Origin of the sequence: Alteromonas sp. BMJM2 (assembly GCF_027257845.1) — a bacterium.
In the GTDB taxonomy this organism is placed as follows: Bacteria; Pseudomonadota; Gammaproteobacteria; order Enterobacterales; family Alteromonadaceae; genus Alteromonas.
This window is the reverse complement of record NZ_JAPVOT010000012.1, coordinates 115,070-126,327: the sequence shown is the minus strand read 5'-3', so window position 1 is coordinate 126,327 and position 11,258 is coordinate 115,070. Positions and strand designations below refer to the sequence as shown.

General features: G+C 44.9%; 9 protein-coding genes. 8 read left to right on the top strand and 1 reads right to left on the bottom strand.

What is annotated here, in order from left to right:
• The first annotated feature begins 475 nt into the window (after nucleotides 1–475).
• From O9X84_RS13620 to der, 8 genes are all read left to right on the top strand, one after another.
• Entirely contained in the window at nucleotides 476–1,594 is a 1,119-nt protein-coding gene (locus O9X84_RS13620; RefSeq protein WP_269520266.1) for a bifunctional tRNA (adenosine(37)-C2)-methyltransferase TrmG/ribosomal RNA large subunit methyltransferase RlmN, read from the top strand.
• Between the two features lie 42 nt (nucleotides 1,595–1,636).
• Nucleotides 1,637–2,866, top strand: coding sequence for a type IV pilus biogenesis/stability protein PilW (gene pilW / locus O9X84_RS13615; RefSeq protein ID WP_442864542.1), 1,230 nt, complete (start codon nucleotides 1,637–1,639; stop codon nucleotides 2,864–2,866).
• A 6-nt stretch (nucleotides 2,867–2,872) separates the two neighbouring features.
• Nucleotides 2,873–3,880, top strand: coding sequence for a RodZ domain-containing protein (locus tag O9X84_RS13610; RefSeq protein ID WP_269520264.1), 1,008 nt, complete (start codon nucleotides 2,873–2,875; stop codon nucleotides 3,878–3,880).
• A gap of 8 nt (nucleotides 3,881–3,888) precedes the next feature.
• The gene (gene ispG / locus O9X84_RS13605) at nucleotides 3,889–5,007 is read left to right on the top strand and encodes a flavodoxin-dependent (E)-4-hydroxy-3-methylbut-2-enyl-diphosphate synthase (protein WP_269520263.1); all 1,119 of its coding nucleotides are present in this window, start codon (nucleotides 3,889–3,891) and stop codon (nucleotides 5,005–5,007) included.
• Between the two features lie 77 nt (nucleotides 5,008–5,084).
• Nucleotides 5,085–6,368, top strand: coding sequence for a histidine--tRNA ligase (gene hisS, locus O9X84_RS13600; protein WP_269520262.1), 1,284 nt, complete (start codon nucleotides 5,085–5,087; stop codon nucleotides 6,366–6,368).
• A gap of 12 nt (nucleotides 6,369–6,380) precedes the next feature.
• Complete coding sequence (locus tag O9X84_RS13595; RefSeq protein WP_269520261.1) at nucleotides 6,381–7,001, top strand: YfgM family protein; 621 nt, start codon at nucleotides 6,381–6,383, stop codon at nucleotides 6,999–7,001.
• Nucleotides 7,002–7,043: 42 nt separating this feature from the next.
• A complete protein-coding gene (gene bamB, locus O9X84_RS13590; RefSeq protein WP_269520260.1) occupies nucleotides 7,044–8,300 on the top strand; it encodes an outer membrane protein assembly factor BamB in 1,257 nt (418 codons plus the stop codon).
• Nucleotides 8,301–8,634: 334 nt separating this feature from the next.
• Complete coding sequence (gene der, locus O9X84_RS13585; RefSeq protein WP_269520259.1) at nucleotides 8,635–10,080, top strand: ribosome biogenesis GTPase Der; 1,446 nt, start codon at nucleotides 8,635–8,637, stop codon at nucleotides 10,078–10,080.
• 121 nt (nucleotides 10,081–10,201) lie between these two features.
• Here the strand turns inward: der and O9X84_RS13580 are convergent, their stop codons facing one another.
• Complete coding sequence (locus O9X84_RS13580; RefSeq protein ID WP_269520258.1) at nucleotides 10,202–11,251, bottom strand: hypothetical protein; 1,050 nt, start codon at nucleotides 11,249–11,251, stop codon at nucleotides 10,202–10,204.
• Nucleotides 11,252–11,258: the final 7 nt, after the last annotated feature.

Here is an 11,258-nt window from a genome sequence, read left to right as displayed (position 1 = left end):
AGAATGTTGCAACGGGATATGTGTTTAGCAACTACGCTAAATGATTATGTGCATGAGCCGTATACGAGGCCCGTATGTACGGTTCTGTGAGAGGGATGAGGCGGTGACGCCTCACCCTACTCGATATATCTGATGTGAGTGAACGCACCACATTACTTTTTATGCGAAGGCATACATGGTAGAATTTGCGCAAATTTTAAGCGCAAATGTTTAATGTAAACCCTTACTACAAAGGTTGAGTAAAGGTTTAGCAAAATGTGTACGAGCGGCTCAACCGCAACCTAGCAAAAGTGAGGAAGTAATACAGTAATAAGCGTAAGCATCGATAATTTATGTGCAGCACTAAAGACAGTCATACTTTTTCGTTAAAGTATGACTGTCTTTAGTCGCTTCTCAAGTACAACACGCAGTACTAGCACTCTCATTAAGCAGTTCGAGGTAGTAATCCTCGCAAGGTAAAAGGGTCATTTTATTCATGGCAAAAACAAACTTATTAAATCTAAATCGCGAAGGCTTGCGCAATTTCTTCAAGGAAAAAGGAGAGAAACCATTTCGTGCTGATCAAGTAATGAAATGGATATACCAGCAAGGCGAAAGCGATTTTGAGAAGATGAGTAACCTCAATAAAAACCTTCGTGCCATGCTTATTGAGAATTGCGAGATAAAAGCGCCCGAGATTGCGTATTTTCAAGAAGCCAGCGACGGCACCATTAAGTTCGCTTTAACGCTTGAGGGCGGACAAGAAGTAGAGTCTGTTTGGATCCCTGAGGAAGAGCGTGCCACGTTATGCGTATCCTCGCAAGTAGGCTGTGCCCTTGAATGCACATTCTGTAGTACCGCTCAGCAAGGATTTAATCGCAATCTTAGCGTGAGTGAAATTATTGGCCAGGTATGGCGAGTTGCAACATTCCTTGGCCTCTCAAAGGATACCAGCCAGCGCCCCATAACGAATGTGGTTATGATGGGAATGGGGGAGCCCCTACTAAATCTTAAAAATGTAGTGCCAGCAATGGACATCATGTTAGACGATTTTGGTTTTGGTTTGTCAAAACGCCGCGTTACATTAAGCACATCAGGTGTCGTGCCTGCGTTGGATATGCTTGGAGATCAAATTGACGTAGCGTTAGCCATTTCTCTGCACGCGCCTAATGATGAGTTGAGAAACGAGATAGTACCGGTAAACAAAAAATATAATATTGAAGCGTTTCTTGCTGGTGTGCGTCGTTACTTGGCAAAGTCCAAAGCAAACCAAGGTAGAGTGACGGTAGAGTATGTTATGCTCTCTCACATTAACGACAGTACCGAGCAGGCTCATGAGCTAGCAAAAGTGCTAAAAGATACGCCAAGTAAGATAAACCTGATTCCATTTAACCCCTACCCGGGATCACCGTATACCTGTTCTAGTAATTCTAGAATTGATAGGTTTGCTAAAGTGTTAATGGAATACGGCTTCACTACAGTTGTTCGTAAAACTCGAGGTGACGATATTGACGCTGCATGTGGTCAATTAGTAGGCGATGTTGTTGATAGAACAAAAAGAATGTTAAAAAAACAGATGAAGGGCGAAGCAATTTCAGTAAAAATAGCCCAATAATCATTACGATATTAGGGTAAGACTATGCTAACTGGATTGCAAATGGGATTAAAAAACAGTGTGTGCGCCGCTGCATTGGGCGCTTCGCTATTTTTAGCGGGCTGCGTAAGCAGTAGCCAAACAGGTATTGATAGCGCAGACTTCGATGCCGAAGGAGCCGCAAAAACACGGATGTCGTTAGGCCTTACCTACCTTCAAAATAATAATTACGCTCAAGCTAAGCGCAACCTCGACAAGGCGATAGAGTTCGATCCGCGCTCGGCCGATGTGCAATATGCGATGGCCTATTACTACCAATTGGTAGGCGAAAATCAGCGGGCAGAAGAATACTACCAAACAGCGCTGAATATTGAACCTAATAACGGTGATATTGCCAACAGCTTTGGTGCGTTTAAATGCCAGAACAGTCAGTACGACGAAGCTAAAACATACTTCCTTCGCGCCATCGATAACCGGTCTTATTCCAATACCGCACAAACTTACGAGAATTTAGCGCTGTGCGCTCAGTCCCAAAATAATATACCTGATGCAATTGCCTATTTTGAAAGTGCACTTAAGCATCAGCCCGCCCGTGCTAAAACCCTATTTTTGCTTTCAGAACTTTACCTCGCTACAGAACAGTGGGAAAAGGCTAAATCTACACTTCGCCGCTATGAACGGGTAGCCAAAGTTTCACCTGATTCACTTTGGTTGGCATATGAAATTGCGGTTGGACAGAGCGATGCCCCCACCGCAAAGGGATACGGTGATATGTTACTTTCTTTGTTCCCAAATAGCGCCTTAGCTAAGCGCTATTTGGAAGAGCGCTCAAATCTTAATGCTAAGGTGATAAAAACAGTCAAAACTGTGGTGAAAGAGTCGAGCAGGGGCACTGGTGTGACGGGAAGGTCAACCGAAATAGCGCCAAGAGAAGTGGTTGAGCAAACGGTGCTCGTCGTTGAAAGCGAAGAGCAAGCGCCCGAATCAGACGCAAAATCCAGACAAACGCCGAACATAGTGAAAAATACGTCCACCCTTGAGGAAACATCTGAAGGAGGTAAATCGGATAATTTACGTTCGAGTGAAGTACAAAATGACACCGCAGCGCGCGAACCCTCCGAGCAAACAAAGAAATTCCATGTGGTAAGTCAAACTGAAAACTTATATCGTATTTCGTTGTTATACAACATTAGGATGGCTACACTGCAAAAGTGGAATAACCTGGACAACACTGGCGCTATTATTGCTGGTCAAAAGCTTTGGTTAGTACCACCGAGTATGCAGGAGGAATAGAGGTTAATGGTGTCAGAAGAAAACGCGAGTCAAGAAGTCGTATCGCAACAAGAACAAAGTACGCCAAGTCCAGGTGCTTTATTGAAAGAGCGCAGAGAACAGTTGGGCCTTTCACAGCAAGATATTGCTGGTAAGCTTTTTTTAAAACCATTTCAAATCAATGACTTGGAAAACGACGTCATTGATGACAAATCATCAGTAACCTTTACTAAAGGCTACGTACGAAATTACGCTAAACAATTGGGACTACCGTCAGACGAAGTTATTGAAGCGTTTGAACGCTATCATAAACAATCTGAAGTACCCTCATCCGATAAGCTTCAAAGCTTCTCAAAGCGTGTCGCAAAACAGACACATGACGACCGCTGGATGATGGTCACCTACATTATTTTGTTAATTATTATTGGTGGCGTAGTAATATGGTGGTATCAGCAGCCTGGAGACAGCGCGGCGACAGATGCATCGTTAATTGAGTCGGTAAAAGACGAAGCTATAGCGAAGGCACGGTCTCCAGAGTCTGAAACTTCCTTCTCTGGTAACACAACCTCTGATAATACATCAGTGGGCGGAAACTCAACGATTTCCGCGCCGAGCAGTGCACCGTCGTCAGCGTTATCAAATACTCCCTCTAACCTTGCAAATCGCGACGGTCTAGAAGGCGGTTCAATTTCAGCCCCGCCTTCTGAAATAAACGACAGCAATAATCTCACGGCGCTTGTCAGCAGTATGACAGAAGACGAAGACGTCGATTTAAATTTAAATGAGACCGCTACGCCTATATCAATGACCTTTACATTCAGTGAAGATTGTTGGGTAAATATTGCGGATGCCACCGGAGAGATTATCGCCACTGGCGTAAAGCAACAGGGACGGGTTTTGGATATTCAAGGTATTCCTCCTGTTGCAGTTACTCTAGGCGCACCTGATAATGTGCGCATATCAGTAAATGGCGAGCTAGCAGATATCACATCGTTTCAAAATGGTAAAATAGCTCGCTTCACGCTTCCTTTATAGGTATTTAGATGTTTGCAGAAAGTCCTATTAAACGCAGAAAGTCAACACGTATTAATGTGGGAAATGTTCCTATAGGCGATGGTGCTCCCATTGCTGTTCAATCGATGACCAATACACTGACTACCGATGTTGATGCAACCGTAGCGCAGATAAACAGAATTGTAGCTGTAGGCGGGGATATCGTGCGTGTTTCCGTTCCAACCATGGATGCGGCAGAAGCCTTTAAAGAAATAAAGCGCCAAGTCAGCGTACCGCTAGTGGCAGATATTCATTTTGATTATCGCATTGCTTTAAAAGTTGCCGAGTATGGCGTGGATTGTCTGCGTATTAATCCAGGCAATATTGGTAATATGGAACGCGTGCGCTCCGTAGTGGATTGCGCAAAAGATAAAAATATCCCGATTCGAATTGGGGTGAACGGCGGATCCTTAGAAAAAGATTTGCAAGAAAAATACGGTGAGCCTACGCCAAAAGCTCTGGTAGAGTCGGCCATGCGTCACGTGGATATTCTTGATAAACTCAATTTTGATCAGTTTAAGATTAGCGTTAAAGCGTCGGATGTTTTTTTGGCCGTCGGTGCCTATCGGTTACTAGCTCAAAAAATTGACCAGCCATTGCATCTAGGTATCACTGAGGCAGGCGGACAACGAGCTGGCGCGGTTAAAAGCGCAGTAGGGCTTGGCATGCTGCTCGCAGAAGGTATTGGCGATACCATACGCGTCTCTCTTGCTGCTGACCCTGTCGAAGAGATTAAAGTAGGTTTCGATATTCTTAAATCTCTGCGTATACGTTCTCGCGGTATCAACTTCATTGCGTGTCCAAGCTGTTCCCGCCAAGAGTTCGATGTTATTGGAACGGTGAATGCGTTAGAGGAGCGTCTTGAAGATATTCTAACGCCGATGGATGTCTCTATTATTGGCTGTGTTGTCAATGGTCCCGGAGAAGCTGAAGTGTCAGACTTAGGGCTTACAGGCGCTCGCAATATGAGTGGTCTTTACGAAGATGGCAAGCGCGTTAAAGAGCGTTTAGCTAACGATGATCTTGTTGACAAACTAGAAGCTAGAATTCGCGCGAAAGCAATGCGGATGAGCAAAGAAAACAAAATTCAGGTATCGGTAAAAGACTAAGCCTGCAACGTTGTTGTTTGTTTCCAAAGCCCCTATAATGCGGGGCTTTTCACTATTTAGCAGTATGAGAATTTTAAGTGGCTAAGACTATTCAGGCAATACGAGGCATGAATGATTGCCTACCGGAGATTTCCGGTACATGGCAGAAAGTAGAATCTGTGCTACGTCAGGTAGTGGCGAATTACGGTTATCAAGAGATACGTACCCCTATTGTTGAGAGTACAGACCTTTTTAAACGCTCTATCGGTGAAGTCACCGATATTGTCGAAAAAGAGATGTACACCTTCGACGACAGAAATGGTGATAGCCTAACGCTTCGCCCGGAAGGAACTGCCAGCTGCGTAAGAGCCGGAAATGAACACGGGCTGTTATATAACCAACAGCAACGCTTGTGGTACATGGGGCCAATGTTTCGACACGAACGTCCGCAAAAAGGGCGGTATCGTCAGTTCCACCAATTTGGCGTAGAAACATACGGTATCGATGGGCCAGATATAGATCTTGAAGTTATTTTACTTAGCGCTCGCTTTTGGAAAGCGTTTGGCATTGAAAAGCACGTTACACTGCAAATCAATACCTTGGGCTCGAATGAAGCCCGCGCCGCTTATCGCGATACGCTAGTAGAATTTTTGAAGGCAAGAGCCGATAAGCTTGATGAAGACTCACTTCGTAGGTTGGAAACTAACCCACTGCGTGTTCTAGATAGTAAGAACCCAGACGTTCAAGCCGCCATCGCAGATGCTCCCTCTCTTATCGACCATTTGGATGAAGAATCGAAAACGCATTTTGAAACACTGTGCGCTCGATTAACCGAGATGGGTATTGCTTATGAAGTTAATCCGCGGTTAGTTCGAGGCTTAGATTATTACAACCGAACGGTGTTTGAGTGGGTAACAGACAGCTTAGGTGCGCAAGGTACAATATGCGCCGGCGGCCGCTACGATGGTTTGGTAGAGCAACTTGGTGGTAAAGCGACACCTGCAGTTGGTTTTGCAATGGGTATTGAGCGTCTAGTGTTGTTGTTAACTACGCTAACCGATGAAGGCCAAGACGACAGCTTTGCTGATGTTTACGTAACCGCTATGGGTGATGATGCCCAATCTTATGCCGTGGAAGTCGCAGAGCACTTGAGAAATCAATTGCCTGACACACGTATTATGATGCATTGTGGCGGCGGAAACTTTAAAAAACAATTGAAGCGCGCGGATAAAACCGGTGCTCGTCTAGCGCTACTTTTAGGTTCGGACGAAATGCAATCACGCAAAGTTGGCGTTAAGCCTCTTCGCGATGGTCAAGAGCAAGTTACAGTGAGTTTTGAAAGCCTGTCAAATACGGTTTTAAAACTGCTGAGCGAAAAATAACAAGAGGACATCATGGAACAGTTCGCAACAGAAGAACAACAAGTTGAAGCGATTAAGCGTTTTTGGAAAGAGCACGGCACAGCTATCATTGTAGGCGCAGCTTTAGGCTTAGGCGGCCTTTTCGGATGGCGCCAATATTCAGATATGCAGATTGAAAGCAAAGAAGCCGCGTCCGTTGCTTATCAAACTGCAGTGGAAACCTTTGCAGCAGAAGGCAGCAGCGATAGCTTAAAAGCGTTTATCGAAGAAAATAAAGATACTGGCTATGCGAGTATTGCCAACTTACTTGCCGCAAAAAAAGCCGCTGATTCAGGTGATTTGGACACAGCAGCCTCGCATCTAAATGAAGTAATAACCTTTGCTGAAAATGCGCAAATGAAAGAATTAGCGTCACTTCGCTTAGCTCGCGTGCAAATAGAAATGAACCAGCTCGATGCAGCGTTGTCTACGCTTGGCGATGTATCAAATGAGGCATTTTCCGCAGAAGTATCCGAACTTAAAGGTGATGTATATCAGCAACAAGATAAGTTCGACGATGCGCGTTTAGCATACTCGAGTGCATTAGAAAAAAATGCCAACAACCCATTGTTACAAATGAAGCTTGATAATCTAGCTGTTGCGGCAGCTCAATAAGCTTGGGTCGAAAGGCTGACAAAAATTAAAGAGGTACGCAATTTGTTTCACAACACCTGTGGCCGTAAGGCTCGATTTGCTCGCACTATTTCTATGGCGTTGGCGGTTTCAATTACTTTGTCTGGTTGCTCAACGGTTTCAGACTGGTTTGCTGACGAAGAAGAGCTTGAAATTCGCCGTTTAAAGCCTATCGAAGCAAAGTTTTCTCCAATGGTAGAGTGGGAGCGGGATATAGGTAATGGTGTAAATCATTACTTCTCACGCCTAAAACCTGTCTATGCATACGATAAACTTTATGCTGCAGATCGCCATGGTAATGTGGTTGCCATGGAGCCGGAAACAGGCAACATAGTATGGGAAAAGAATTTTGCTACGTTCCGGTCAGAAGGTATGTTGAGTTCTGTTAGCAATTTGTGGAGCAATGGCGAAAGTGCTCGTATAGGCGGTATTTTTGTTGCGGATAAGCATGTTTTTGTAGGCACTGAAAACGGTTATGTGGCTGCACTAGACGCCGAGAGTGGCGAGCTTGTGTGGGATGCCTCTGTACCTGGTGAAGTATTAGCAGCCCCGGCTGCCGATGAAGGCATTTTAGTCGTTAACACTGGTGCTGGTAGTTTGTTTGGTTTTAATACACGAACCGGTGAGCAGCTTTGGCGACATGAAGGGGATACGCCACCGTTAACATTACGCGGTATTTCGGGTCCGATAGCGTCAAATGGCGGTGTAATTGTTGGTGCGCCAACGGGCAAGCTTCAGGTTAATCTTATTGATACAGGTGTATTGGCATGGGAGACCGTTATTTCAGCGCCATCTGGCGCAACTGAATTAGAGCGTATTGTTGATATTGACACCACGCCTGTATTGTATGGTGGCACTATTTATACTGTATCTTACAGTGGCGCGCTTGCGGCTGTTGAGTTGCGCTCAGGTCGCGTTATCTGGAAACGTGAGTACTCTTCATTTCGTAACTTAAATATTGATGGTAATCAGATTTTTGTTGTCGACAACGCGTCTAATGTTTACGCCTTAGATAGACGAAATGGTGTCGAGCTTTGGTCACAGGGTACGCTCAAACAGCGTTCATTAACGGCAGCAACTCCTGTTGGGGAATATGTGGTTGTGGGCGATAAATGGGGATTTCTCCACTGGATTGAAAAGGAAAGTGGTGAAATTGTTGCCCGTTTAGACGTGGGTGGCGATGACGAAGATGATTCTATTTACGTAGAGCCTATCGTTGTTGAAGACGCGATCGTTGCTATTACCCGTAACGGCGTGGTGGCCTCGGTGAAAGTTCTCTAAAAAGATTTTTTGCAAGGGCCCTTAAAAAGAGCCCTTTAACAAACATGTTCCTCTCTAAAAGCGCCGTTTCAACGGCGCTTTTTAGTTTCACACCTTGTTATTTCCAGCTTTTTATCTACGTTACGCACATCCGCATTAACCCGATTAGCTCATCATCAATTATACTCAATGAATCCGAATTGGTATTACCCCCCTTAAAGGGTATAATGCGCCCATTCAAAAACCGCAAGTTGTCAACGAGCCATTGATGCTATTATTTAGGGCATTGATTTATTCGTGGCTAAACGCTTGCGGTTTATGCTTTTTAGCTTTCATGACCTTTAGGATCTGATAAATGTTACCCGTTGTTGCTTTGGTTGGCCGTCCCAATGTCGGAAAATCGACCTTATTTAATCGTCTTACAAACACTCGCGATGCACTCGTTGCTGACTTCCCTGGCCTTACGCGAGATCGGAAGTATGGCCAAGCTAAATTCGAAAGACGTCAATTCATCGTAGTTGATACGGGGGGGATCACGGGAGATGAAGAAGGCATCGACGCCGAAATGGCTCAGCAGTCTCTTCTCGCCATTGAAGAGGCTGACGTTGTGATGTTTTTGGTTGATGCAAGAGCGGGTTTGTTGCCAGCCGATCAAGGCATAGCTGACCATCTTCGTCGCATCAACAAAAAAGTCTTTATTGTTGCAAATAAAGTTGATGGTATTGACGGCGACAGTGAAAGTGCAGAATTTTACAAGCTAGGGTTAGGTGAGGTTAAGCAAATTGCTGCCGCTCATGGTCGAGGGGTGAGTCAATTGCTTCAAGACAGCTTAGCGCCCCTTGAAGCTGATTTTCCAGATATGGAAATTGTGGATGAGATAGAGCCTGAAGAAGAAGAGGATGCGGAAGCGCAGCGTCAACGACTTCAAGACTTACCCATCAAGCTTGCCATCGTGGGAAAACCGAATGTCGGAAAGTCTACGCTAACTAATCGCATCTTAGGCGAAGAGCGCGTGGTGGTTTATGATGAGCCAGGCACTACCCGCGACAGCATCTATGTTCCAATGGAGCGAGATGATCGCGAATATGTACTTATCGATACTGCTGGCGTAAGAAAGCGTAAGAAGATCAACGAAGCGGTTGAGAAGTTTTCCATTGTTAAAACCCTTCAAGCTATTGAAGAAGCGAACGTAGTGCTATTGGTTATTGATGCACGTGAGGGGATTACCGACCAGGATTTAAGCTTGCTTGGTTTCGTTCTAAACTCTGGTCGCTCGTTAGTGTTAGCGGTTAATAAGTGGGATGGGTTAAGTAGCGATGTGAAAGACGATATTAAGCGTGAAATGGATAGGCGCCTGGGTTTTGTCGATTTCGCACGCATTCATTTTATTTCAGCCCTTCACGGGTCGGGTGTAGGTAACTTGTTTGAATCCGTTCAGGAAGCCTACTCAAGCGCGACTAAGCGCATCAACACATCTATACTCACTAAGATCATGGAAATGGCTCAAGATGACCATCAGCCACCCCTTGTTCGCGGTAGAAGAGTTAAAATGAAGTATGCCCATGCGGGTGGTTATAATCCTCCCGTTATCGTTATTCACGGCAATCAGGTAGACGACCTACCAAACTCATACAAGCGCTTCTTAATGAACTACTTTAGAAAAGCACTTGAGATAATGGGAACCCCCATCAAGATTGAGTTTAGAGAAGGGGCCAACCCGTTTGAAGGTAAGAAGAACAACTTAACGCTAGCGCAGCAGCGTAAACGCCGTCGCATGATGTCTTTCTATAAAGACAAATAGTACGAGCATAATAATAAAAAACCGACGATTACTCTTGTGTAACTCGTCGGTTTTTTTTAGCTCAACTTTACTGTTTCATCCAGTCGCGTAGTCAATAACAATCGTTCATAACAGGTTGTTTTTACAACAGCTTTCGAACCCGTTTCATTAACATCGATTCTTTTGGTACATCAACGTGCTGTATGAGCTCATTCACTAAGGGATCTGAAAAATCAGTAGGAAAGGTTGTGGCAATCTTGATGATTTTGTCATGCTTTCTAAACACGTAGGTAGACGCATAAAGAGTAGGCACGTTCTCTGCCTCAGCCTTTACGCCAAGTCGCCATCCATCGGCAAAGCCTTTTACCTGATAGGGTGCCGCTGGATCAGATAAAGTGAGGGTAAGTTGCTGTGCTTTTGCTACCGCACTGGCTTTGGCCAGGTCGGCATCGAGTTGCTCGTTTAACAGCGTGCGATCATCTTCAGTTATTTTGTGTGTAAATGGGTACACTATTATATCAACGAGGGCATCTTCATAAGCAGGGTGAGTATAGCGAGTAATCGCGCCACTAAACGGATCTGCAAACAGCTGTGTGTCTAACTTAGTAAATTGTCCAAATGAATGCGGCACTGCCAAATCGTGCTCGTAGTTACTTGCATCTAAAGCGCGGTAAAGGAATTCTGCTGTAAAAATTCCTTTATTAACTGCATTGTCTTCCCATTGCCTAATTAGTGATTCGGCATGTTGAAGGTTTCCACTTTCAGCCTGTTTCTGTGAATTTGTTTTAGCAATATGAGAGTCTATTTCCATTCCCCGCCACTGCAGCGTAATTTCAGCAAATTGAGTGGATACGTTTCCCACATTGGCTATCAACAGTTCGTAGTCATTATTCTCTGCATAAGGCTGCAGCGAGGTTAAATATGAGGTTGCCTTTAGAGCAGACACAAATTCGTCGGGAGTAATACTATCTTCTTTGCAGCGAACCTCTGGCTCGTTGCACAAGGCCACGAGCTCAGACGACGGGTAGGTGGAAAACAAAGAGACTGGTGCAGACACACTATTTACAGCAGGGTTGGTCACAACGGCGTGTGCTGTTGGTGAAAAAGTACCAATAGAAAGGAGTGCTCCAGTTGAAACCATAGCAAGAGACAAGGGGGCTATTCGAAAAGCGAAGCTGCGAAAGGTCGGCATGATTGGC